This is a genomic window from Pseudomonas sp. GW822-FHT05A08 (genome assembly GCF_058800485.1).
This window is the reverse complement of record NZ_CM179511.1, coordinates 6,458,398-6,480,860: the sequence shown is the minus strand read 5'-3', so window position 1 is coordinate 6,480,860 and position 22,463 is coordinate 6,458,398. Positions and strand designations below refer to the sequence as shown.

General features: G+C 63.0%; 18 protein-coding genes. 12 read left to right on the top strand and 6 right to left on the bottom strand.

What is annotated here, in order from left to right; translation table 11 throughout:
* The first annotated feature begins 69 nt into the window (after positions 1-69).
* A complete protein-coding gene (locus tag AC3RCP_RS29355) occupies positions 70-516 on the top strand; it encodes a response regulator (protein WP_009045922.1) in 447 nt (148 codons plus the stop codon).
* Between the two features lie 112 nt (positions 517-628).
* On the opposite strand, the gene AC3RCP_RS29350 is transcribed toward AC3RCP_RS29355, so the two are convergent.
* Positions 629-2,818 carry a malate synthase G gene (locus tag AC3RCP_RS29350; protein ID WP_492570656.1) on the bottom strand — a complete coding sequence of 730 codons (2,190 nt, stop codon included), beginning with the start codon at positions 2,816-2,818 and terminating at the stop codon, positions 629-631.
* A 550-nt stretch (positions 2,819-3,368) separates the two neighbouring features.
* On the opposite strand from AC3RCP_RS29350, the gene AC3RCP_RS29345 reads away from it, so the two are divergent.
* Positions 3,369-3,887, top strand: a complete 519-nt coding sequence (locus AC3RCP_RS29345) for a glycine cleavage system transcriptional repressor (RefSeq protein WP_007926052.1) — start codon at positions 3,369-3,371, stop codon at positions 3,885-3,887.
* 225 nt (positions 3,888-4,112) lie between these two features.
* Here AC3RCP_RS29345 and rarD read toward each other — a convergent pair whose 3' ends face one another.
* The 5 genes from rarD to AC3RCP_RS29320 form a co-directional block, all read right to left on the bottom strand.
* A complete protein-coding gene (rarD, locus tag AC3RCP_RS29340; protein ID WP_053262904.1) occupies positions 4,113-5,000 on the bottom strand; it encodes an EamA family transporter RarD in 888 nt (295 codons plus the stop codon).
* A 221-nt stretch (positions 5,001-5,221) separates the two neighbouring features.
* Complete coding sequence (locus AC3RCP_RS29335; RefSeq protein ID WP_007926057.1) at positions 5,222-6,196, bottom strand: serine/threonine protein kinase; 975 nt, start codon at positions 6,194-6,196, stop codon at positions 5,222-5,224.
* 147 nt (positions 6,197-6,343) lie between these two features.
* Entirely contained in the window at positions 6,344-8,245 is a 1,902-nt protein-coding gene (locus AC3RCP_RS29330; protein ID WP_101339301.1) for a PhoX family protein, read from the bottom strand.
* A 91-nt stretch (positions 8,246-8,336) separates the two neighbouring features.
* Positions 8,337-9,101 carry a TOBE domain-containing protein gene (locus AC3RCP_RS29325; RefSeq protein WP_101339300.1) on the bottom strand — a complete coding sequence of 255 codons (765 nt, stop codon included), beginning with the start codon at positions 9,099-9,101 and terminating at the stop codon, positions 8,337-8,339.
* A 64-nt stretch (positions 9,102-9,165) separates the two neighbouring features.
* Positions 9,166-9,906: a ComFC family protein gene (locus AC3RCP_RS29320; protein ID WP_492570657.1), complete on the bottom strand. Its 741-nt coding sequence runs from the start codon at positions 9,904-9,906 to the stop codon at positions 9,166-9,168.
* A gap of 91 nt (positions 9,907-9,997) precedes the next feature.
* On the opposite strand from AC3RCP_RS29320, the gene bioB reads away from it, so the two are divergent.
* The 10 genes from bioB to AC3RCP_RS29270 all read left to right on the top strand — a co-directional run bounded on the left by bioB (position 9,998) and on the right by AC3RCP_RS29270 (position 22,463).
* Positions 9,998-11,053 (top strand): biotin synthase BioB, encoded by a 1,056-nt coding sequence (bioB, locus tag AC3RCP_RS29315; protein ID WP_007926062.1) that lies wholly within the window; start codon positions 9,998-10,000, stop codon positions 11,051-11,053.
* Positions 11,054-11,188: 135 nt separating this feature from the next.
* Positions 11,189-12,367, top strand: coding sequence for an 8-amino-7-oxononanoate synthase (gene bioF / locus AC3RCP_RS29310; protein ID WP_492570658.1), 1,179 nt, complete (start codon positions 11,189-11,191; stop codon positions 12,365-12,367).
* Entirely contained in the window at positions 12,360-13,091 is a 732-nt protein-coding gene (locus AC3RCP_RS29305; RefSeq protein ID WP_492570659.1) for an alpha/beta fold hydrolase, read from the top strand. Before bioF ends, AC3RCP_RS29305 begins: the two co-directional genes overlap by 8 nt.
* On the top strand, positions 13,084-13,896 hold the full coding sequence (gene bioC / locus AC3RCP_RS29300) for a malonyl-ACP O-methyltransferase BioC (protein ID WP_492570660.1): 813 nt from the start codon (positions 13,084-13,086) through the stop codon (positions 13,894-13,896). The genes AC3RCP_RS29305 and bioC overlap by 8 nt, the downstream gene beginning before the upstream one ends.
* Positions 13,893-14,573, top strand: a complete 681-nt coding sequence (gene bioD, locus AC3RCP_RS29295) for a dethiobiotin synthase (RefSeq protein WP_492570661.1) — start codon at positions 13,893-13,895, stop codon at positions 14,571-14,573. Before bioC ends, bioD begins: the two co-directional genes overlap by 4 nt.
* 107 nt (positions 14,574-14,680) lie before the next feature.
* The gene (locus AC3RCP_RS29290) at positions 14,681-14,977 is read left to right on the top strand and encodes a hypothetical protein (RefSeq protein WP_007926068.1); all 297 of its coding nucleotides are present in this window, start codon (positions 14,681-14,683) and stop codon (positions 14,975-14,977) included.
* A gap of 302 nt (positions 14,978-15,279) precedes the next feature.
* Positions 15,280-17,085, top strand: a complete 1,806-nt coding sequence (locus tag AC3RCP_RS29285; protein ID WP_007926069.1) for a phenylacyl-CoA dehydrogenase — start codon at positions 15,280-15,282, stop codon at positions 17,083-17,085.
* 218 nt (positions 17,086-17,303) lie between these two features.
* Entirely contained in the window at positions 17,304-18,596 is a 1,293-nt protein-coding gene (locus AC3RCP_RS29280; protein ID WP_492570662.1) for a GGDEF domain-containing protein, read from the top strand.
* Between the two features lie 90 nt (positions 18,597-18,686).
* Positions 18,687-20,483 carry an acyl-CoA dehydrogenase C-terminal domain-containing protein gene (locus tag AC3RCP_RS29275; RefSeq protein WP_492570663.1) on the top strand — a complete coding sequence of 599 codons (1,797 nt, stop codon included), beginning with the start codon at positions 18,687-18,689 and terminating at the stop codon, positions 20,481-20,483.
* A gap of 201 nt (positions 20,484-20,684) precedes the next feature.
* On the top strand, positions 20,685-22,463 hold the full coding sequence (locus AC3RCP_RS29270) for an acyl-CoA dehydrogenase C-terminal domain-containing protein (protein WP_007926073.1): 1,779 nt from the start codon (positions 20,685-20,687) through the stop codon (positions 22,461-22,463).

Genomic DNA, 22,463 nt, shown 5'->3' with positions numbered 1-22,463 from the left:
CATTGGAGGCCTGCTTAGCGATGTCTGACCACTGTGCTAGGGGATCGATTTGAATATGTAGAGAAAGCCATGTCCGACCACGATATTTTGAGTGATGCCGAGCGCGAGGCGTTGAACGCCGTGATGCTCGAGCCCGATCTGCCGCCCCAGCGCGTGTTGATCGCCGATGATGACAAGGATGCCCGTGAGTTGCTGTCGGAGATTCTCGGACTGGATGGCATTCGCTGCATGACCGCAGCCAGTGGCAAGGCAGCACTGGAACTGTTGAACTCGAACAAATCGATCGGACTGCTGATCACCGACCTGCGCATGGCCCCCTGCAACGGCCTGGATCTGATACGCCAGGTGCGCGAATCGGAGCGGGCGGCGTTGCCGATCATTATCATTTCCGGGGATGCCGATGTGCGTGACGCCATCGCGGCCATGCACCTGAGCGTGGTGGACTTCCTGCTCAAGCCGATCGACACCGGCAAGCTGCTGGCGCTGGTCAAGCATGAGCTGGGAGTGGTGCGCTAGGAGCAGGGTGTCCCCTGTAGGAGCGAGCTTGCTCGCGATAAGATTCCCCGGCAGAAACACAAAAGCCCTGGTCTCGCGACCAGGGCTTTTTCTTTACCGCGTCAACGCAGGATCACAGGCCGTTGCGGGCCTTGAACTCGCGACGACGACGGTGCAGCACCGGCTCGGTGTAGCCGTTGGGCTGCTTGGTGCCTTCGATCACCAGTTCGACCGCCGCCTGGAAGGCGATGTTGCTGTCGAAGTTCGGTGCCAGAGGACGGTACAGGGTGTCGCCGGCGTTCTGCCGGTCCACCACGGGCGCCATGCGCTTGAGGCTTTCCATGACCTGGGCTTGGGTGACGACGCCATGGCGCAGCCAGTTGGCGATGTGCTGGCTGGAAATACGCAGGGTGGCGCGGTCTTCCATCAGGCCGACATCGTTGATGTCCGGCACCTTGGAACAGCCGACGCCCTGGTCGATCCAGCGCACCACGTAACCGAGAATGCCCTGGGCGTTGTTGTCCAGTTCGTTCTTGATCTCTTCGGCCGACCAGTTGGTGTTGCTGGCCAGCGGGATGGTCAGGATGTCGTCCACCGAGGCGCGGGCGCGCTTGGCCAGCTCGGCCTGGCGGGCGAACACATCGACCTTGTGGTAGTGCAGGGCGTGCAGGGCCGCGGCGGTGGGCGAGGGTACCCAGGCGGTGTTGGCGCCGGCCAGCGGGTGGGCGATTTTCTGTTCGAGCATGGCGGCCATCAGGTCCGGCATGGCCCACATGCCTTTACCGATCTGCGCGCGGCCTTGCAGGCCGGTGCTCAGGCCGATATCGACGTTCCAGTTCTCGTAGGCGCCGATCCACTTGGCGGCCTTCATCTCGGCCTTGCGCACCACGGCGCCGGCTTCCATGGAGGTGTGGATTTCGTCGCCGGTACGGTCGAGGAAGCCGGTGTTGATGAACACTACGCGCTCGCTGGCGGCCTTGATGCAGGCCTTGAGGTTGACCGTGGTGCGGCGCTCCTCGTCCATGATCCCGACTTTCAGGGTGTTGCGCGGCAGTTCCAGCACGTCTTCGATGCGCCCGAACAACTCGTTGGTGAAGGCGGCTTCTTCCGGGCCGTGCATCTTCGGCTTCACGATGTACACCGAGCCGGTGCGGCTGTTGGTGCGCGAGGTGTTGCCGTTGAGGTTGTGGATCGCCGCGAGGCTGGTGACCAGGCCATCGAGGATGCCTTCCGGCACTTCGTTGCCTTGGCTGTCGAGGATCGCGTCGATGGTCATCAGGTGACCCACGTTGCGCACGAACAACAGCGAACGGCCGTGCAGCTTCACACTGCCGCCGTTGGGCGCGGTGTATTCGCGGTCGGCGTTCATGGTGCGGGTGAAGGTCTTGCCGCCCTTGGCCACTTCTTCGGCCAGGTCGCCCTTCATCAGGCCGAGCCAGTTGCGGTAGATCACCACCTTGTCGTCGGCGTCGACAGCGGCGACCGAGTCTTCGCAGTCCATGATGGTGGTCAGGGCGGCTTCCATCAGCACGTCCTTGACGCCGGCGGCGTCGGTCTGGCCAACCGGGCTGCTGGCGTCGATCTGGATTTCGAAATGCAGGCCGTTGTGTTTCAGCAGGACCGCGGTCGGTGCTGCGGCATCGCCGTGGTAGCCGATCAGTTGGGCGTCGTCGCGCAGGCCGCTGTTGCTGCCACCCTTGAGGGCGACCACCAGCTTGCCGTCGACGATCTTGTAGCCGGTGGAGTCGACATGGGAGCCGGCGGCCAATGGCGCGGCTTCGTCGAGGAAGGCGCGGGCGAAGGCGATGACTTTGTCGCCGCGCACCTTGTTGTAGCCTTTGCCTTTTTCCGCGCCATCGGCTTCGCTGATGGCGTCGGTGCCATAGAGCGCGTCGTACAGCGAGCCCCAGCGGGCGTTGGAGGCGTTGAGGGCGAAGCGGGCATTCATCACCGGGACCACCAGCTGCGGACCGGCCATGCGGGCGATCTCGTCATCGACGTTTTGCGTCGTGGCCTGGAAGTCCGCCGCTTCTGGCAGCAGGTAACCGATGTCTTGCAGGAAGGCTTTGTAGGCGATCGGGTCGTGGGCCTGGGCTTTCTCAGGAGCTCTACGGGCTTGGTGCCAGGCATCGATACGCGCCTGGAAATCGTCGCGTTTGGCGAGTAGGGCTTTGTTCTTCGGTGCCAGGTCGTGGATGACCTTGTCGGCGCCGGCCCAGAACGTGTCGGCGGTGAGGCCGGTACCGGGAATGGCTTCGTTGTTCACGAAGTCGAACAGGACTTTGGCGACCTGCAGGCCACCGACTTGAACGTGTTCAGTCATTGCTTGCCTCACTCTGCTCAGCTATTTCGCTTTTCAGCTCTTCAAATTGACAATGAAGCCTCTGGCCATTTAAACCACAAACCCCTCTACCAGTACATGCCATCGCGGGCGGCTGGGATGGTTCCAATCAACGGCTCGGAGCCTTGCTGACAGGGCTTTCAGGGTTGCGACTGCGCCTTGGCAGACATCGATCCAACGTTATGTAGTGCGCGCTGCGGCATACTACATGATGAATTGCGGTTGTGAAAATTAGACTAAATACGTCGTTCCGCGACTCAAGTTCGCGGCACGGTCACGCTGGGGAACGGGATGTTCTCAAAAAACTTGCGGATTGTTCCATAGAATTCTAAAAACATGTACACGATTTGTCTCAAGCCCCTTTTTTCCTTGTAGGAGCGAAGCTTGCTTGCGATGGCATCCTGACAGTCCCAACGATGCCGGCCGGGTGATTCTTGTCGCAAGCAGGCGTCGCTCCTGCCGGGCCGCGGCGACCCTGCGGCTTGCCTATACTTGACCTTCTACAACAAAAGTCCTGACAGAGGGTTGCGCCATGGACCACCTCGTACTCACCGTATTCGCCCCGGACAAGCCCGGACAGGTCGAGCGCATCGCCCAATGCATCGCCGCGCACGGCGGCAACTGGCTGGAGAGCCGCATGTCGCGGATGGCCGGGCAGTTCGCCGGCATTCTGCGGGTCGGCGTGCCGGCCGAAGCCTATGACGAGCTGGTGGACGCGCTGCAAGGCTTGGCGGCCCAGGGCATTCGGGTGCTGATCGCCGAAAGCGGCATCGAACAATCCTGCACCTGGAAGCCGATCGCCATGGAACTGGTGGGCAACGACCGGCCGGGCATCGTGCGCGACATCACCCGCCTGTTGAGCGAGCAGGGGGTGAACCTGGAGCGGCTGGTGACCGAAGTGCGCCCGGCCCCCATGAGCAGCGAGCCGCTGTTCCACGCCGAAGCGATCCTGGCGGTGCCGCTGACCTTGTCCCTCGATGTCCTGCAGTCGCGCCTGGAAACCCTGGCGGATGACCTGATGGTGGAGTTGGTGCTGCGCAGCGAGGTGTGAACCTGAAAGGGCGGGTTATCCAGTTTTAGCGTGCATGCGCCTGTGGATAACCTGTAGAGACCTGGCGCCAGCCCAAGCCGGTCAAGGCTTTGCGGAATCTGATCAAAAAACCAGCAGTTTCAAGGGCTTGTGCACAAACGGCGGGGATCACGCTGTGGATAACCTTGGGAAGGATAGATGCAGGCCACGCCAACCGTGGCCCGCAGAGCTTTGTACGTTTATTGATCAGCTGCGTTTGCGCAGGCTCAACCAGGCATCCACGCTGTACACCGCAAGGCCGGCCCAGATAAACATGAACGCCACCAGGGTGCTCGACGACAGGTGTTCGCCGAACAGCAGTACCGCCTGCAGCAGCACCAGGGTCGGCGCCAGGTACTGCAAGAAGCCCAGGGTGGTGTAGGGCAGGTGACGGGCGGCGGCGTTGAAGCACACCAGCGGCACCAGGGTGACCGGGCCTGCCGCCACCAGCCACCAGGCTTCGGAGCTGGTCCAGAAGGCTGCCTGGGCACTGGAGGCGGTGGGGTTGAGCAAGAGCCAGGCGAGGGCGATCGGCACCAGCATCCAGGTTTCCACCACCAGCCCCGGTAGCGCCTTGACCGGTGCCTGCTTGCGGATCAGCCCGTAGAAACCGAAGGTCAGTGCCAGCACCAGGGAAACCCAGGGCAGGCTGCCGACCTGCCACACTTGCTGTGCCACGCCCACCGCCGCCAGGCCCACCGCGAGCCACTGCATGCGCCGCAGCCGCTCACCGAGGATCAGCATGCCCAGCAGCACGTTCACCAGCGGGTTGATGTAGTAACCCAGGCTGGCTTCGAGCATGCGCCCGTTGTTCACCGACCAGACATAGGTCAGCCAGTTGGCCGCGATCAGGGTGCCGCTCAGGGCCAGGATCGCCAGGCGCCTGGGGTTGTCCCGCAACTCGCGCCACCAGCCGGGATGCTTCCAGACCATCAGCAGCAGCGCGCCGAACAGCGCGGACCAGAGCACCCGGTGGATGATGATTTCCACGGCGGGCACGTTGGCGATGGCTTTGAAGTAGATCGGGAACAGGCCCCAGATGATGTAGGCACTCAGGCCCAGGATGTACCCGCGGCGCGGGTTGGCGGCTTGCATGCAGAATCCTTGCTTAGGCAGCTAACAAAGAGGGGGATTGTAAGGAGGTTTGTCAGGCCCTGTCTTTGTCGGCGTCATCCTGGTTGCCGGCTTTTGTGATCAATCCGGGTTCTGCAGGAGCGAGGCTTGCCCGCGATCAAGACGCCGCGGTGCATCAGACTCATCGAGGCGAGGCTATCGCGGGCCAGCCTCGCTTCTACAGGTCGGATCAGGGCTTGGGGTCAGAACAGCTTCAGCGGTTCTTCGTTGAGCGCCGAGAGTTGCTCGCGCAACGCCAGCACCTGGTCGCCCCAATAACGCTCGCTGCCGAACCAGGGGAAGCTGCGTGGGAACGCCGGGTCGTCCCAGCGCCGGGCCAGCCAGGCGCTGTAGTGCATCAGGCGCAGGGCGCGCAGTGGTTCGATCAATGCCAGTTCGCGCGGGTCGAAGTCGTGGAACTCGCTGTAGCCATCCATCAGTTCCGACAGTTGCCCCAGGCATTCCTGGCGATCGCCGGCGAGCATCATCCACAGGTCCTGCACCGCCGGGCCCATGCGGCAGTCGTCGAGGTCGACGATATGGAACACCTCGTCGCGGCACATCATGTTGCCGGGGTGGCAGTCGCCGTGCATGCGGATGTTCTGGTGCGGCGTGGCCTGGTAGACCTCTTCCACCCGCTTGAGCAGGTCGCGGGCCACCGACTCGTAGGCCGGCAGCAGGCTCTTGGGCACGAAGTCGCCTTCCAGCAGGGTGGTCAGCGAATCGTGGCCGAAGTTCTTCACCCCCAGCGCTTCGCGATGCTCGAACGGGCGCGTGGCGCCGACCGCATGCAGGCGGCCGAGCAATTGCCCCAGGCGATACAGCTGGTCGAGGTTGCCGGGTTCCGGCGCTCGGCCGCCACGGCGTGGGAACAGAGTAAAGCGGAAGCCTTCATGCTCGAACAGGCTTTCGCCCTGGTGAATCAGCGGTGCCACCACCGGCACTTCGCACTCGGCGAGTTCGAAGGTGAAGCGGTGTTCTTCGAGGATCGCCTCGTTGGTCCAGCGCTGCGGGCGGTAGAACTTGGCGATCAGCGGCTCGCTGTCTTCGATGCCGACCTGGTAGACACGGTTTTCGTAACTGTTGAGTGCCAGGACACGGGCGTCGCTGAGAAAACCGATGCTTTCGACGGCATCGAGGACTAGATCAGGGGTAAGGGTTTCGAACGGGTGAGACATGCTGACTCCTGCGCGCAGCAGGCTGCTGCGTCCGGCCAAGCATGGTAGCGCACGAAGGATGACAGGTGGTGACTGTGAGGGCGCTATCGCGGGCAAGCTCGCCCCTACACGGATCTGTAGGAGCGAGCTTGCCCGCGAAGCGGTCTATCAGGCGCCGACGATACCGCCGTCTTCCCGGGTGATCACCATCACCGAGGAACGCGGCTTGCCGTTGGGCAGGTGCTCGGGGAAGGTCGAACCGCCGTTCTCGCCCGGGTGCTGGATGCCCACGAACAGGCTCCGCTGATCCGGCGAGAAGGTGATGCCAGTGACTTCGCAGCCCACCGGCCCGACCATGAAGCGACGGATTTCACCGGAGTCCGGGTCAGCGCAGAGCATCTGGTTGTTGCCCATGCCGGCGAAGTCGCCGGTGTTGCTGGAGTCGCCGTCGGTGAGGATCCACAACCGGCCGGCCTTGTCGAAACCCAGGCCGTCGGGGCTGTTGAACATGTTCTGCGGGGTGATGTTCGACGAGCCGCCTTTGGGCTGGCCGGCATGCACGGCCGGGTTGCCGGCGACCACGAACAGGTCCCAGGTGAAGTCCATAGAACCGTGGTCGCCACGGGCGGTCTGCCAGCGCAGGATCTGCCCGTAGACGTTTTTCTCCCGCGGGTTCGGGCCGCCCACTGGCTGGCCGTCTTCGCCACGTTTGGAGTTGTTGGTCAGGGTGCAGTAGACCTGGCCGTCCTTCGGGCTGACCACGATCCATTCCGGGCGGTCCATGCGCGTGGCCTTGACCACGCTGGCCGCGAGGCGGGCGTGGATCAGCACTTCGGCCTGGTCGGCGAAACCGCTGCTGGCGTCGATGCCGTTCTTGCCATGGCTCAGCTCGACCCATTTGCCCTTGCCTTTCGGGTGGTCCGGGTTGCCGTCGCCATTGTCGAAGATCGCCACGTACAGGGTGCCGTGGTCCAGCAGGTCGCGGTTGGCCTTGGGGTTGCGGTGGTTGATGCGGTCGCGGCTGACGAACTTGTAGATGAACTCGCCACGCTCGTCGTCGCCCATGTAGACCACGGCGCGTCCGTCGCGGGTTTCGGCCAGGGCGGCGTTTTCATGTTTGAAGCGGCCCAGGGCGGTGCGCTTGATCGGCTTGGACTGCGGGTCGAATGGGTCGATCTCCACGACCCAGCCGTGACGGTTGAGTTCGTTGGGGTTTTTCGCCAGGTCGAAGCGCGGGTCGAACTGATGCCAGTTGATGTCGCGGCTGCTCGCCGAGGCGCCATAGCGTTTCTGCGCGGCATCGAAGGTCTGCTGGGCGTTGCTGCTGCCGAAGCAGTCGGTGAAGTTCTCTTCACAAGTCAGGTAGGTGCCCCATGGCGTCTTGCCGTTGGCGCAGTTCTGGAAGGTGCCGAGGACTTTGCGGCCGCTCTTGTCGGCGCTGGTTTTCATCAGCGCGTGGCCGGCGGCCGGGCCGCTCAGGCGAATCGGCGCGTTGCCGTGGATGCGCCGGTTGTAGCGCGAGCCCTGGACGAACTGCCATTGGCCGCTGCGGCGCTGCACTTCGATCACCGACACGCCTTCGCTGGCCAGGGCCTTGCGCACGTCTTCCGCCGACTGCGGCATGCCGCCGTGGGGGTAGAGGTAGCGGTAGTTGGTGTATTCGTTGTTGATCGCCATCAGTGCGCGATTCTTGTCGTCCGGGAAGGCGAACAGGCTCATGCCGTCGTTGTTGTCACCGAACTGGACCTCCTGGGCCGCGGCGGTGCCATTGCCACTCGGGTCGAACGCCGGGCCGTTCTTCTGCAGGGGCTGGCCCCAGCTGATCAGCACCGAAGACTTGTAGCCCGGCGGCAGGGTGATGGTGTCGCTGGTGGCGGCGGCAATGCCTTCAAAGCCCAGCAGCTTGCTGGAACCGGCGCTGACGCTGGCGGCCAGCACGCTGCGGCTCAGCAGGTTGCCACCGAGGAACATGGCCGCGCCGCACAGGGCTCCGGCGCTGATGAAACCACGGCGGCTGAGGCCGACCATCTTTTCGAGGTCGGTAGGTTGGTCTTCTTCTAATAGGCTCATCACAGGCTTCCTGCAGGGTTTTGCAGCCACCTTAATCAGCGTCGATGACGAACATGTTGCAGCGCCGCAAGCATTGCGCGGCGATAGAAACCTAGAGCGGCGTGCCGAGCAGCACGTTGGACGGCGAGAACTGCACCCGTACCGGCTGGCCGGCGCTCAAGCCAAGGTGTCGCAGGTGCAGCGGTTCGGCCAGGGCACAGAGCGTCTGGCCGCTGGGCAGGGCGATTCTGATTTCGCTGGGGCCGTCTTCGGCGTCGAGGATCGCTTCCAGGGTGCCCAGCAGACAATTGTGTCCGGGTGTTGCGGGCTGATCGATAGCCAGCAACTCCAGCCAGCCGGCCTTGATCAACGCCACGACGCCTGTGCCGGGCTCCAATTCCAGGTGCAGGGTGCTGTCATGGGTGATCTGCGCCTGGATCGCCAGGTCTTCTGCGAGCGCCAGTCGTATCAGATCGTTGCGCCCCTGCGCTTCGATCGCCAGCACCGTGCCGTGCAACTGGTTGCGGGCGCTGGTGCGGAGCATCAGGCGCCCCAGCAGATCGAGGTCGGCGGCGTCTTCGGCGGCTTCCAGCACCTGGGCCTGCAAGACCTGCAGGCGCTGGTAGAGGCGCAGCACCCGTTCGCCTTCGACGGAGAGCCTGGCGCCACCGCCGCCTTTGCCGCCGACACTGCGTTCGACCAGGGGCTTTTGCGCCAGGTTGTTCAACTCGTCGATGGCGTCCCAGGCCGCCTTGTAACTCAGGCCGGCGCTTTTCGCGGCACGGGTGATCGAGCCCTGTTCGGCGATGTGCTGCAGCAGGGCAATGCGCTGCGGGCGACGGGCGATGTGCTGGGTCAACAAGGTGGGCAAGGGCATGGCTGAACGCTTTGAACGCTGGGAATGGAAAGGGAGTTTGCGGCTTGAGGGGCGAGAGTCAAGTTCAGTCGGGCTCGCCGGGTTTTGGCGTGCGTGCCAGGCAATAGACGTCTACCCGCCGCGCCCCGGCCTTGAGCAGCAGCCGCGCCAGGGCGTGGGCGGTCGCGCCGGTGGTGAGCACATCGTCCACCAGCGCCAGGTGCCGGCCATGGACCACCGCCTCGGGCAGCAGGGCGAAGGCGTGGTGCAGGTTGCGGTGCCGCGCCCTGGCATCCAGGCCCTGCTGCGATGGCGTGTCCTGGGTGCGCTGCAACGAGGTTTCGTCACAGGGGATTTGCAGGATCTCGCCCAGCCAGCGCGCGAGCATCGCCGCCTGGTTATAGCCGCGTTGGCGCAGGCGCTTGCGGGCCAGGGGCACCGGCAGCAGGGCGTCGGGTTGCGCCAGGTCCTCGGCAAAGCGATGTTGCAGCGATTGCGCGAGAAGTTCGGCCAAAAGACGGCCAAAGGGCCATTTGCCGTTGTGCTTGAAACGGCTGACCAGGCTGTCGACCGGAAAGCCATAACGCCAGGGCGCCACCACCTGGGCGAAGGCGGGCGGTCGCTTGAGGCACTGGCCGCAGGTCAGGCCGGCCGCGGGCAAGGGCAGGGCGCACACCTGGCAATGATCGCCGAGCCACGGCAGTTCGGTTTCGCAGGCGGTGCAAATGGCTTGGGGGGTGTCGGTCGGCTCGTCGCAGAGTAAACAGGTTTGTTTGTTTTTTAACCAGATGTAAACCAGTCCTTGGTAATGTGGTTGACACTGCATGGCGCTTCCTTAAATATGCCCAACATCCGTGTCGCGGCTGTGGGTATTGCCTTCCCGCAGCCGCTTGCCAAGCATAATCAAGGAATCGCCCATGAGCGCCAGCACCACCGCCAATCTGCGTCATGACTGGACTTTGGCTGAAGTCAAAGCCCTCTTCGTCCAGCCGTTCAATGACTTGCTGTTCCAGGCGCAGACGGTGCACCGCGCGCATTTCGACGCCAACCGCGTCCAGGTTTCTACCCTGTTGTCGATCAAGACCGGCGCCTGCCCGGAAGATTGCAAATATTGTCCGCAGTCCGGTCACTACAACACCGGCCTGGAAAAAGAAAAACTGATGGAAGTGCAGAAGGTCCTCGAAGAGGCCGCGCGCGCCAAGGCCATAGGTTCGACCCGTTTCTGCATGGGCGCGGCCTGGAAACACCCGTCGGCCAAAGACATGCCGTACGTGCTGGAAATGGTCAAGGGCGTGAAGGCCATGGGCCTGGAAACCTGCATGACCCTCGGTCGCCTGGACCAGGACCAGACCGAAGCGCTGGCCAAGGCCGGCCTGGACTACTACAACCACAACCTCGATACCTCGCCGGAGTTCTACGGCAGCATCATCACCACCCGCACCTACAGTGAACGCCTGCAAACCCTGGCCTACGTGCGCGATGCCGGGATGAAGATCTGCTCCGGCGGCATCCTCGGCATGGGCGAGTCCCTCGATGACCGCGCCGGCCTGCTGATCCAGTTGGCCAACCTGCCGGAGCACCCGGAGTCGGTGCCGATCAACATGCTGGTGAAAGTGGCCGGCACGCCGCTGGAAAACTCCGAGGACGTCGACCCGTTCGACTTCATCCGCATGCTTGCCGTGGCTCGTATCCTGATGCCGAAATCCCATGTGCGCCTGTCCGCCGGCCGCGAAGCGATGAACGAGCAGATGCAGGCCCTGGCGTTCTTCGCCGGTGCCAACTCGATTTTCTACGGCGAGAAACTGCTGACCACCGCCAACCCGCAGGCCGACAAGGACATGCAACTGTTCGCGCGCCTGGGCATCCAGCCGGAAGCCCGCGAAGAGCATGCCGACGAGGTGCACCAGGCCGCCATCGAGCAGGCGCTGGTGGAGCAGAAGAGCAGCGAGCAGTTCTACAACGCCGCCGTCTGATCTGCTGCCTCTGTAGGAGCGAGGCTTGCCCGCGAATGGTTCACCGCGTGAGCCCAGGGACACAGAGGTGTCTGGATCGCGGGCAAGCCCCGCTCCTACAAGGATGATGTTTCTTTTCTTGCCTGCGAGGCCTGCATGTCTTTCGATCTCCGCGCGCGTCTCGCTGCCCGTCGTGCCGAAAATCTCTATCGTCAGTGCCCACTGCTGGAAAGCCCGCAAGGGCCACAAGTAGTGGTCGACGGCCAGCCGTTGCTGGCGTTCTGCAACAACGATTACCTGGGCCTGGCCAATCACCCGCAAGTGATCGAAGCCTGGCGCGCCGGTGCGTCCCGCTGGGGCGTGGGCGGTGGCGCCTCGCACCTGGTGATTGGCCACAGCACGCCCCACCATCAATTGGAAGAAGCCCTGGCCGAGTTCACCGGCCGCCCGCGGGCATTGCTGTTCACCACCGGTTACATGGCCAATCTCGGCGCGGTCACCGCGCTGGTGGGGCAGGGCGACACGGTGCTGGAAGACCGCCTCAACCACGCGTCATTGCTGGATGCCGGCCTGCTGTCCGGTGCGCGCTTCAACCGTTACCTGCACAACGATGCCGAGAGCCTGGCCAAGCGCCTGGAGAAAGCCACCGGCAATACCCTGGTGGTCACCGATGGTGTGTTCAGCATGGACGGCGACCTGGCCGACCTGCCGGCGCTGGCTCGCGAAACCCGGGCCAAGGGCGCCTGGCTGATGGTCGACGACGCCCATGGCTTCGGGCCGCTGGGGGCCAACGGCGCAGGGATCGTCGAGCACTTCGGCTTGAGCCAGGAAGAGGTGCCGGTCTTGGTGGGCACCCTCGGCAAGGCGTTCGGCACCGCTGGCGCCTTTGTCGCGGGCAGCGAGGAACTGATCGAAAGCCTGATCCAGTTCGCCCGTCCCTACATCTATACCACCAGCCAGCCGCCGGCCCTGGCCTGCGCCACCCTGAAAAGCCTGGAGTTGCTGCGCAGCGAGCACTGGCGGCGTGAACACCTGAATACCCTGATCCGCCAGTTCCGCCAGGGCGCCGAGCATATCGGGCTGACCCTGATGGACAGCTTTACGCCGATCCAGCCGATCCTGATCGGCGACAGTGCGCGGGCGATTCGCCTGTCGCAGATGCTGCGCGAGCGCGGCCTGATGGTCACCGCGATTCGTCCGCCTACCGTGCCCACGGGGAGCGCCCGCTTGCGGGTGACCCTGTCCGCCGCCCATAGTGAGGCTCAGGTCCAGCTATTGTTGAATGCACTGGCGGATTGTTTTAGCGAACCGGGACCGGAGCCAAGCCATGCGTGATCGACTGATTCTGCTGCCTGGTTGGGGCCTTGGCGTATCGCCGCTGGAGCCCTTGGCGGCGGCTCTGCAGGGGCTGGACGAACACCTGTGGGTCGAGATCGAGCCGTTGCCGGAGCTGGAGTCCAGCGACCTGAATGAGTGGCTCGACGAACTGGACGCCAGTGTGCCGGACAACGCCTGGCTCGGTGGCTGGTCGCTGGGCGGCATGCTGGCTTCCGAGCTGGCGGCGCGTCGTGGCGAGCGCTGCTGCGGTCTGCTGACCCTGGCCAGCAACCCCAGTTTCGTGGCGCATGCCGAGTGGGCAAGCGCAATGCCGGGGGAGACCTTCGACGGGTTTCTGGCCGGCTGTAACGCCGACCCACGCACCACCCTCAAGCGCTTCAGCCTGTTGTGTGCCCAGGGCGCCGAAGATCCGCGCGGCCTGTCGCGCTTGCTGTCGGGCGGTGCGCCGCATACCTCGGGTGCGGTGTTGATGGCCGGCCTGGAGTTGCTGGCGCAGCTGGATACCCGCCATGCCTTGCAGGCGTTTCGTGGACCGCAGTTGCATCTGTTCGCCGGGCTCGACGGCCTGGTGCCGGCTGAAGCCGCGGGCGAGCTGCTGGCGTTGTTGCCCGATGTCGAAGTTGGTCTGATTGAGCAGGCCAGCCACGCGTTTCTTCTGGAGGATCCCCACGGTGTGGCGGGGGCGATCCAGGCTTTTTTGCATGAGTCCGGTGATGACTGATCTGTCCCTTCCCAAGCCCCCCGGCAGCTTGCCCGACAAGCGCCAGGTGGCGGCTTCCTTTTCCCGCGCGGCGTCCAGTTACGACAGCGTGGCGCAACTGCAGCGCGACGTCGGTAACGAGTTGCTGGGCCGCCTGCCGCAAGACCGCGAGCCTGGCCGCTGGCTGGACATGGGCTGTGGCACCGGTTATTTCAGCCGCCTGTTGGGCGAGCGTTTCCAGGCCAGCGAAGGGCTGGCGCTGGACATCGCCGAAGGCATGCTCGAGCACGCCCGGCCGCTGGGCGGGGCGCAGTATTTCATTGCTGGCGATGCCGAGCGTTTGCCGTTGCAGGGGCAGAGCTGCGAACTGATTTTCTCCAGCCTGGCGGTGCAGTGGTGTGCGGATTTCCGTTCGGTTCTCAGCGAGGCGCATCGGGTGCTGAAGCCGGGCGGCGTGCTGGCCTTTGCCAGCCTGTGCGTCGGTACGCTGTACGAATTGCGCAACAGTTGGCGTCAGGTCGACGGCATGGTGCATGTCAATCGCTTTCGTGAGTTCAGCACGTATCAACAGCTGTGTGCAGCGAGCGGCTTGCGGGTGCTGAGCCTGGAAACCCGTCCGCATGTGCTGCACTACCCGGATGTGTGCAGTCTGACCCATGAGTTGAAGGCCCTGGGGGCGCACAACCTCAACCCTGGACGGCCCGGCGGGCTGACAGGGCGGGCGCGGATCAAGGGCCTGATCGACGCCTACGAACAGTTCCGTCAAGCGCAGGGATTGCCCGCGACCTACCAGGTGGTCTACGCCGTATTGGAGAAGCCGCTATGAGCCGAGCCTATTTCGTTACCGGAACAGACACCGATGTTGGCAAGACCACCGTCGCCGCTGGCTTGCTGCATGCCGCGCGGCTCTCGGGACTGAGCACCGCGGCCGGGAAACCTGTAGCTTCGGGCTGCGAGCTGACCCCCGCGGGGTTGCGTAACGCCGATGCCTTGGCTCTGTTGGCTGAATGTTCATTGCCGCTGACCTACGACGAGGTCAATCCACTGGCTTTCGAACCAGCCATCGCTCCCCATCTGGCGGCCCGCGAGGCTGGCATGGCGCTGACTGTTCAGGCCTTGCTGGCGCCCATGCGCCAGGTGCTGGCCAAGGGCGCGGATTTCACCCTGATCGAAGGAGCCGGCGGCTGGCGTGTGCCGCTGGCCGATCAGGACAACCTGTCCGACCTGGCCATGGCCCTGGATCTGCCGGTGATCCTGGTGGTGGGCGTGCGCCTGGGCTGTATCAACCATGCGCTGCTGACGGCCGAGGCGATTGCCCAGGACGGATTACAGCTGGCCGGTTGGGTGGCCAATATCATCGAGCCGAAGACTTCGCGGCTCGAGGAGAACCTCGCCACGCTGGCGGAGCGCCTGCCCGCACCTTGTCTGGGGCGGGTCCCAAGATTGAAGGCGATCAGCGCCGAAGCGGTGGCCGAGTATCTGCAACTGGACCTGCTTGACTAGATTTTGCCTATGGTGAGGCACTGTGCCATTAGTGTTTTTGACGGGTCTTTTTCTGACGCGTCTGGTTCAATAGCCGCTGTTCATTCCTTGCAGGGTCGAATTCTCCCATGGAAATTTCCGGGAATACCGCTTTCTACGCCGGCCTGAGTACCGTGCAGACCGGGCAGAATCGTGTCGATCAGGCGGCCAGCCAGATCGCCAATACGACCATCGAACGTTCTGTCGCCAGCCAATCCTCTGAGGTACAAGTCGAGCGCCTGCGATCTGTCGATCGCAGCCAGCAATCGGACCTGGCCAGCAACATGGTCGAGATGGCCATGGGCAAGGTTCAGGCGGAGCTGGGTGTGAAAGTCGCCAAGGCCGCCGATGAAGTGCTCGGTACGCTGATCGACACCTACGCTTGAGCCTCCTTCGGTAGCCCTGCCCATTTTTGCGGGCAGGGTGACCCGCGCAAGAACTCTCTGCAAAGCCCCATCTTCCGTCTTGCTGGCCTGCCAGCTCCTACACTCTATTCAGCTTCCGAATATTTCACGGCATTCGCTGTGGGCCTTTGCGTGCAAGGCCTGCAGAGGATCGATGACGAACGGTGTTTGCGTGGCGCTTGACAAGGTTTGGGCGTAAACGTATGTTTCAAACAACTGTTTGACCGCCACAATAAATCAACGCGGTCGTTCATTCCCGGTTACATCAGCAGAGGTTTATCGCTATGCCTGACTACAAGGCCCCCTTGCGTGATATTCGCTTCGTTCGTGACGAGCTGCTCGGCTATGAAGCGCACTATCAGAGCCTGCCGGCTTGCCAGGACGCTACTCCAGACATGGTTGACGCCATCCTCGAGGAAGGTGCGAAGTTTTGTGAGCAGGTACTGGCCCCTCTGAACCGTGTGGGTGACCTGGAAGGCTGCACCTGGAGCGAGTCCGGCGTTAAGACCCCGACTGGCTTCAAAGAGGCCTACAAGCAATTCGTCGAAGGCGGCTGGCCAAGCCTGGCTCATGATGTCGAGCATGGCGGTCAAGGCCTGCCGGAGTCCCTGGGCCTGGCTGTCAGCGAAATGGTCGGCGAAGCCAACTGGTCGTGGGGCATGTACCCAGGCCTGTCCCATGGCGCGATGAACACCATTTCCGAACACGGCACGCCTGAGCAGCAAGAGGCTTACCTGACCAAGCTGGTATCCGGCGAGTGGACCGGCACCATGTGCCTGACCGAACCGCACTGCGGCACCGACCTGGGCATGCTGCGCACCAAGGCCGAACCTCAGGCCGACGGTTCCTACAAAGTTACCGGCACCAAGATCTTCATCTCGGCCGGTGAACACGACATGGCCGACAACATCGTCCATATCGTTCTGGCCCGCCTGCCGGATGCACCGGCTGGCACCAAAGGCATCTCGCTGTTCATCGTGCCGAAGTTCCTGCCGAACGCCGATGGCACTGTCGGCCAGCGCAACGCCGTGAGCTGCGGTTCCCTGGAACACAAGATGGGTATCCACGGTAACGCCACCTGCGTGATGAACTTCGACGCGGCCACCGGTTTCCTGATCGGCCCGGCGAACAAAGGCCTGAACTGCATGTTCACCTTCATGAACACCGCTCGCCTGGGCACCGCGCTGCAAGGCCTGGCCCACGCCGAGATCGGTTTCCAGGGCGGCCTGAAATACGCTCGCGATCGTCTGCAAATGCGTTCCCTGACTGGCCCGAAAGCGCCGGACAAGGCCGCCGACCCGATCATCGTGCACCCTGACGTACGTCGCATGCTGTTGACCATGAAGGCTTTCGCCGAAGGCAACCGGGCCATGGTCTACTTCACTGCCAAGCAGGTCGACATCGTCAAGTACGGCGTGGACGAAGAGGAGAAGAAGAAAGCCGACGCACTGCTGGCCTTCATGACTCCGATCGCCAAGGCCTTCATGACCGAAGTCGGTTTCGAATCCGCCAACCACGGCGTGCAGATCTACGGTGGCCACGGTTTCATCGCCGAGTGGGGCATGGAGCAGAACGTTCGCGACAGCCGCATTTCCATGCTGTACGAAGGCACCACCGGCATCCAGGCGCTGGACTTGCTGGGCCGTAAAGTGCTGATGACTCAAGGCGAGGCTCTGAAAGGCTTCACCAAGATCGTCCACAAGTTCTGCCAGAGCAACGAAGGCAACGAGTCGGTCAAAGAGTTCGTCGCACCGCTGGCTGCACTGAACAAGGAATGGGGTGAGCTGACCATGAAGGTCGGTATGGCGGCCATGAAAGACCGTGAAGAAGTCGGTGCTGCGTCCGTGGATTACCTGATGTATTCCGGTTATGCCTGCCTGGCTTACTTCTGGGCCGACATGGCACGCCTGGCTGCCGAGAAGCTGGCTGCCGGCACCACCGAAGAGGCGTTCTACACCGCCAAGCTGCAGACCGCGCGCTTCTACTTCCAGCGCATCCTGCCGCGCACCCGCACTCACGTGGCGGCCATGCTGTCGGGCGCCAACAACCTGATGGACATGAAAGAGGAAGATTTCGGCCTGGCTTACTAAGCCCTACCGGCATCTCTTCAGAGGCCGCTTCTCCTTCGGGAGAAGCGGCTTTTTTGTGCGCGGGATGAATCTGAAAATAATCCGACTAAAACGTTAAGAAGAAGCCGATCCCTGCCGTTACAGAAGTGGCAATGTGACATGCATCACATTTGTGCTGTTTAACCATACCAGGTGAAGGCATAGTGCCATCTACTGTTTAACCGCGTCGGAGCTTTACCTTGCCGCGTTCTTCTGCTGTACGTTTCAGCCATTTTCTACCGTCATTGTTACTCTTGCTTGCGGGGCTCGCGGCTGCCTACGTCAAGGATCTCAACGTTTTCTTCACCTCGCTGTTCAATGTCTTGCCGACCCTGGTGCTGCTGCTCGGCGGCGCTTATTGCGCGGTGTACCGGCGCCAGCGTGAACTGTTCCTGATGGTCACGGTGTACATCGCCTATTTCCTGCTCGATACCCAGACCGACTATTACCGCGACAACGGCAAGGTGCGCGAAGATGCGGCCGTGGTGTTCCACTTGGTCTGCTTGCTGCTGCCGCTGCTGTTCGGCCTGTTTGCGGCCTGGCAGGAGCGTACCCACCTGTTCCAGGACATGGTGGCGCGGTTTGCCGTATTGCTCGCCTTTGGCAGCGTGGCGCTGGGCCTGGAGCAGAGCTATCCCCAGGCGCTGCTGGCCTGGCTGGCGGAAATCCGTTGGCCGGCCCTGCACGGCGCCTGGATGAGCCTGATCCAGTTGTCGTACCCGGTGTTTATCGCCGCCTTCCTGTTGCTGGCGATCCAGTACTGGCGCAATCCACGCCCGCTGCATGCGGCGCAGCTGGTGGGGCTGCTGGGGCTGTTCTGGATGCTGCCCAAGACCTTCATCCTGCCGTTCACCCTGAACATCATGTGCAGCCAGGTGATGCTGATGATCGCCGCGGCCGTTGCCCATGAGGCGTACCAGATGGCTTTCCGCGACGAGCTGACCGGCTTGCCGGGGCGCCGCGCCTTGAACGAGCGCATGCAGCGCCTGGGGCGCAACTATGTGCTGGCGATGAGTGACGTCGACCACTTCAAGAAATTCAACGACACCCACGGCCACGATGTGGGCGACCAGGTGCTGCGCCTGGTGGCCAGCAAACTGTCGAAAGTCAGTGGCGGCGGTCGTGCCTACCGTTATGGCGGTGAGGAGTTTGCGGTGGTATTCGCCGGCAAGACCCTTGAGGAATGCATGCCGCACCTGGAGGTCATTCGTGAGACCATCGCCAACTACAACATCCAGTTGCGCAATCAGGAGAACCGTCCCCAGGACGACCAGCAAGGACGTCAGCGCCGGGGGGGGGCCGCGGCGTCCAGCGTATCGGTGACCGTCAGTATCGGCGTCGCCGAGCGGCAGATGGAGCACCGCTCGCCCGAGGAGGTGCTCAAGTCTGCCGACCAGGCGCTGTACAGCGCCAAGGGCGCGGGGCGTAACTGCGTCATGGCCTTCGGTCAGAACCGCCGTGGCGCGGTGCGCATGGACACCGCTGCGGGTTGAGTGATAGCGGCGCATTCAGCGTCTGGACTGTGATTGGCAGGTCGGATGAGCGGCAGTAGGTTGGATCGATCTGCTGCCGGAGAAACGACCATGCCCGAGTACAAAGCTCCCCTGCGCGACATGCGCTTTTTGATCGATCACGTCTTCGACTTTCACACCAGCTATGCCGCCCTGGGGGCCATCGATGCCAGCCCGGACATGGTGGCCGCGATCCTCGAAGAAGGGGCGAAGTTCTGTGAAAACGTGCTGGCGCCGTTGAACCGCCCGGGCGATGAAGAGGGCTGCCATTTCGACAATGGCGTGGTCACCACGCCAAAAGGCTTCAAGCAGGCTTTCGCCCAGTATGTAGAAGGCGGCTGGCACGGCCTGGCGGCGGACCCGAACTACGGAGGCCAGGGCCTGCCGCATTCGCTGGGGCTGGTGATCAGCGAGATGGTCGGCTCCAGCAACACTTCCTGGGGCATGTACCCGGGCCTGACCCACGGCGCCATGTCGGCGATTCATGCCCACGGCAGCGAAGAGCAGAAGCAGACCTACCTGAGCAAACTCACCGCCGGCCAATGGACTGGCACCATGTGCCTGACCGAAGCTCATTGCGGCACCGACCTGGGCATCATCAAGACCCGCGCCGTGCCCCAGGCCGACGGCAGCTATGAGGTCTCCGGCAGCAAGATCTTCATCTCGGCCGGCGAGCACGACATGAGTGAAAACATCATCCACCTGGTGCTGGCCAAGCTGCCGGATGCGCCGGCGGGCACCAAGGGTATTTCGCTGTTCATCGTGCCCAAGTTCCTACCCAACGCCGACGGCGAGGCGGGCGAGCGCAATGGGGTGAGTTGCGGTTCCATCGAACACAAGATGGGCATCAAGGCTTCGGCCACCTGCGTGCTCAACTTCGATGGCGCCAAGGGATTCCTGATCGGTGAGGCCAACAAGGGTCTGAACTGCATGTTCACCATGATGAACCACGCGCGCCTCGGTACCGGGATGCAGGGGCTGTGCCTGGGCGAGGCAAGCTTCCAGGGCGCAATCAAGTACGCCAACGACCGTCTGCAGATGCGCTCCCTGACCGGGCCGAAGGCGCCGGACAAGGCCGCCGACCCGATCATTGTCCACCCCGATGTGCGGCGCATGCTGCTGACCATGAAGGCCTTCAACGAAGGTAATCGCGCCCTGGCCTATTTCACCGCGCAGTTGCTGGATGTGGCGCACCTGGCCGCCGACGAGACCCAGCGCCAGGATGCCGAGAACCTGTTGGCTTTCCTGACGCCGATCTGCAAGGCCTTCATGACTGAAACCGGGCTGGAGGTGACCAACCACGGTATGCAGGTGTTTGGCGGGCATGGCTTCATTCGCGAATGGGGCATGGAGCAACTGGTGCGCGACTGCCGCATCGCCCCGATCTATGAGGGCACCAACGGCATCCAGGCCCTGGACCTGCTGGGACGCAAGGTGCTCGGCAGTCAGGGCAAGTTGCTGATGGGCTTCACCAAGATCGTCCACAAATTCTGCGCGGCCAATGCCGAGCATCCACAACTCAAGGGTTATGTGACGCAACTCGACGGGCTCAACCGGCAGTGGGGCGCGCTGACCACCAAGGTCGGGATGGCGGCGATGAAGAACCCCGACGAAGTCGGCGCCGCGGCGCTGGATTACCTGATGTACAGCGGTTACATCATTCTCGCCTACCTGTGGCTGCGCATGGCGCTGGTGGCCCAGGCCCGGCTCGACGCCGGTGAAGAGGATGCCGATTATTGCCAGGCCAAGCTGGCGACCTGCGAGTTCTACTTCAAGCGCTTGCTGCCGCGTACCGCGGCCCATCTGGCGGCGATCGAGGCGGGCAGTGACTGCCTGATGACGTTGCCGGCGGAGCTGTTTGCGCTCTAGGTTTTCATGTAATCGTCCATTGCGGGCAAGCCTGCTCCTGCAGATATTTGCAGGAGTGAGTTTGCTCGCGATCTTTGGTGACTAAAAATTACATTAAAGTCATGAGTTGACCCTATGTGTCGCAAAAGTTGTTCGGGTACACTCGAGCTTTCGTAACTGGGGCCGTTCGGGTCCACTTGTTTAGATCTTGCGAGGTTTGCCATGGCTGACTACAAAGCGCCCCTGCGCGATATGCGCTTCGTCCTCAATGAAGTTTTCGAGGTCGCCAAACTCTGGGCCGAACTGCCTGCTCTGGCCGACACCGTCGACGCTGAAACCGTCGAAGCGATTCTTGAGGAAGCCGGCAAAGTCACCGGCAAAAGTATCGCCCCGCTGAGCCGCGGCGCCGATGAAGAGGGCTGTCATTGGAGCGACGGCGCGGTGACTACGCCAGCAGGTTTTCCACAGGCCTATCAGACTTACGCCGAAGGCGGCTGGGTCGGCGTCGGCGGCGATCCAGCCTACGGCGGCATGGGCATGCCCAAGGCGGTATCGGCCCAGGTCGAGGAAATGGTCAACTCGGCCAGCCTGTCGTTTGGTCTGTACCCGATGCTGACCGCAGGCGCCTGCCTGTCGATCAATGCCCACGCCAGCGAAGAATTGAAGGCGGCCTACCTGCCGAACATGTATGCAGGCGTCTGGGCCGGCTCCATGTGCCTCACCGAGCCGCATGCCGGTACCGACCTGGGCATCATTCGCACCAAGGCCGAGCCGCAGGCCGACGGCTCCTACAAGGTCAGCGGCACCAAGATCTTCATTACCGGCGGTGAGCACGACCTGACCGAGAACATCATCCACCTGGTGCTGGCCAAGCTGCCGGACGCACCGGCGGGGCCGAAGGGCATTTCGTTGTTCCTGGTGCCGAAGTTCCTGGTCAACGCCGACGGCAGCCTGGGGGCGCGCAACCCGGCCAACTGCGGTTCGATCGAACACAAGATGGGCATCCAGGCCTCGGCCACCTGCGTGATGAACTTCGACGAAGCCGTCGGTTACATCGTCGGCGAGCCGAACAAGGGCCTGGCGGCAATGTTCACCATGATGAACTACGAGCGTCTGGGCGTCGGTATCCAAGGCCTGGCCTCGGGCGAGCGTTCCTATCAGAACGCCGTGGAATACGCCCGCGATCGCCTGCAAAGCCGTTCGCCGACTGGCCCGCAAGCCAAGGACAAGGTCGCTGACCCGATCATCGTGCACCCGGATGTGCGTCGCATGCTGCTGACCATGAAAGCCGCGAACGAAGGCGGCCGCGCGTTCTCCACCTATGTGGCGATGCAACTGGATACCGCGAAGTTCAGCGAAGATGCGCTGGTGCGTAAGCGCGCGGAAGATCTGGTGGCCCTGCTGACGCCGGTGGCCAAGGCCTTCCTCACCGACCTGGGGTTGGAAACCACGATTCACGGCCAGCAGGTTTTCGGCGGCCACGGCTACATCCGTGAATGGGGCCAGGAGCAGCTGGTGCGCGATGTGCGCATTACCCAGATCTATGAAGGCACCAACGGCATCCAGGCGCTGGACCTGGTCGGGCGCAAGATCGTCGGCAGCGGCGGGGCGTTCTACAAGCTGTTCGCTGACGAGATTCGCCATTTCACCGCGACCGCCAGCGCCGATCTGGCCGAGTTCACCAAGCCGTTGAACGACGCACTGGATAACCTGGACGAACTGACTGCCTGGCTGCTGGACCGGGCCAAGACCAATCCGAACGAAATCGGCGCGGCCTCGGTCGAATACCTGCAAGCATTCGGATACACGGCGTACGCCTACATGTGGGCGTTGATGGCAAAAGCGGCCCAGGGCAAGGAGTCGCAAGACGATTTCTACGCCAGCAAGCTGGGTACCGCGCGCTTCTACTTCGCCCGTCTGCTGCCGCGTATCCACTCGCTGAGCGCATCGGTGAAGGCAGGTAGCGAATCACTGTTCCTGCTGGATGCGGCGCAGTTCTGA

Bases quoted from the DNA above. Each gene is read 5' to 3' on its own strand.
- AC3RCP_RS29355 (WP_009045922.1), top strand. From the start codon at position 70: ATGTCCGACCACGATATTTTGAGTGATGCCGAGCGCGAGGCGTTGAAC.
- AC3RCP_RS29350 (WP_492570656.1), bottom strand. From the start codon at position 2,818: ATGACTGAACACGTTCAAGTCGGTGGCCTGCAGGTCGCCAAAGTCCTG.
- AC3RCP_RS29345 (WP_007926052.1), top strand. From the start codon at position 3,369: ATGGACCACCTCGTACTCACCGTATTCGCCCCGGACAAGCCCGGACAG.
- rarD (WP_053262904.1), bottom strand. From the start codon at position 5,000: ATGCAAGCCGCCAACCCGCGCCGCGGGTACATCCTGGGCCTGAGTGCC.
- AC3RCP_RS29335 (WP_007926057.1), bottom strand. From the start codon at position 6,196: ATGTCTCACCCGTTCGAAACCCTTACCCCTGATCTAGTCCTCGATGCC.
- AC3RCP_RS29330 (WP_101339301.1), bottom strand. From the start codon at position 8,245: ATGAGCCTATTAGAAGAAGACCAACCTACCGACCTCGAAAAGATGGTC.
- AC3RCP_RS29325 (WP_101339300.1), bottom strand. From the start codon at position 9,101: ATGCCCTTGCCCACCTTGTTGACCCAGCACATCGCCCGTCGCCCGCAG.
- AC3RCP_RS29320 (WP_492570657.1), bottom strand. From the start codon at position 9,906: ATGCAGTGTCAACCACATTACCAAGGACTGGTTTACATCTGGTTAAAA.
- bioB (WP_007926062.1), top strand. From the start codon at position 9,998: ATGAGCGCCAGCACCACCGCCAATCTGCGTCATGACTGGACTTTGGCT.
- bioF (WP_492570658.1), top strand. From the start codon at position 11,189: ATGTCTTTCGATCTCCGCGCGCGTCTCGCTGCCCGTCGTGCCGAAAAT.
- AC3RCP_RS29305 (WP_492570659.1), top strand. From the start codon at position 12,360: ATGCGTGATCGACTGATTCTGCTGCCTGGTTGGGGCCTTGGCGTATCG.
- bioC (WP_492570660.1), top strand. From the start codon at position 13,084: ATGACTGATCTGTCCCTTCCCAAGCCCCCCGGCAGCTTGCCCGACAAG.
- bioD (WP_492570661.1), top strand. From the start codon at position 13,893: ATGAGCCGAGCCTATTTCGTTACCGGAACAGACACCGATGTTGGCAAG.
- AC3RCP_RS29290 (WP_007926068.1), top strand. From the start codon at position 14,681: ATGGAAATTTCCGGGAATACCGCTTTCTACGCCGGCCTGAGTACCGTG.
- AC3RCP_RS29285 (WP_007926069.1), top strand. From the start codon at position 15,280: ATGCCTGACTACAAGGCCCCCTTGCGTGATATTCGCTTCGTTCGTGAC.
- AC3RCP_RS29275 (WP_492570663.1), top strand. From the start codon at position 18,687: ATGCCCGAGTACAAAGCTCCCCTGCGCGACATGCGCTTTTTGATCGAT.
- AC3RCP_RS29270 (WP_007926073.1), top strand. From the start codon at position 20,685: ATGGCTGACTACAAAGCGCCCCTGCGCGATATGCGCTTCGTCCTCAAT.